The organism is Rhizobium sp. BR 317 (assembly GCF_047445835.1).
Classification (GTDB): domain Bacteria; phylum Pseudomonadota; class Alphaproteobacteria; order Rhizobiales; family Rhizobiaceae; genus Rhizobium; species Rhizobium paranaense.
Genome location: NZ_JARWLB010000168.1, coordinates 1 through 955, shown reverse-complemented (window position 1 = coordinate 955; position 955 = coordinate 1). Strand labels below are relative to the sequence as shown.

The 955-nt window shown below is 60.8% G+C and carries 1 pseudogene; it reads left to right on the top strand.

Going from position 1 to position 955, the window contains the following annotated elements:
- Positions 1-128: 128 nt before the first annotated feature.
- Positions 129-955 (top strand): annotated as a pseudogene (locus tag QD357_RS32575) (DEAD/DEAH box helicase); the annotation flags it as partial.

Sequence of the window (955 nt, the reverse complement as noted above, 5' to 3'; positions counted from 1 at the left end):
CGTTGGGGCCGTATACGCTCAGGTAATTGCCGATGCCAACCAGCCCTGAAGCAATCATAGCGGCMATCACGGACGCGGCAACGACCGGCTTTCGCGGCAGACTCATCGCGCGAGGCCAGGCGCGCGCCATGATATGGCGTGACGGTGTTTTACCTCCTKATGCCCCCGCCTTCTCGCCCCAGCTCAGCTTCGATCTCCATAGTTACGCCTACGGCTTGCTTGGGCTGGGACTGCGCCTGCTMGAACTTGGCGGCGATCCAAACCAAGCACGTATCGCATTTGAGCAGGCGGCAACCGCGCTTGAAGCGGTTATGGCGAAAGGCAACCGCACCGAGGCGGATCGCGACTTCCATTTCGTCATGGCAGCCGCAAGCTATCACCTCGCGCATTTATCAGCTCGAGCCTATTCACTACTCACGGTCGTTGCAGCCGAGGAGAATTTTTCCCCGATCGAGCAGGCACTCGCGCTTTTGATGCGACGTGACATCACCGAGTTGAGGGCACGAGTCTACGCCTTCCGTCTCGACGGCCGAGGCTCGGACGCAACCATCTCTGCGCTCTTTCAGCAACGCCTCGCCGAGCCGGCCGCCGATGCGGAKGACCGTGATGGCCAAGACTTCCTCTTCGAAGGCCTGGATCTGGCGCTGACAGACACGTTTTTTGGCGCCTTCGCGATGTTCCTTCTCGCACTGGATCGCGGCGAGYGTGCGCTTCTTGACAACGCAATCGCCCAACTTCGTGAGAGTCTCGCAATCTGCGCGGAATTGAACCTTTTGCCGCAATGGTGGGTGCATCGTGTAGCGATCCATCTGCTTTCCGATCTCTGGTCGAACACCTTCCACGAAAGAATTCCGCTACTGMCCGCCGGCGGCGCTGCACCTTCATGGCCAGGCCTTCGCGAGCTCTTCGTCGCCTTGCTCGCTCGCCGCCCGAGGGCCGAGCTCGACCTCTGGCC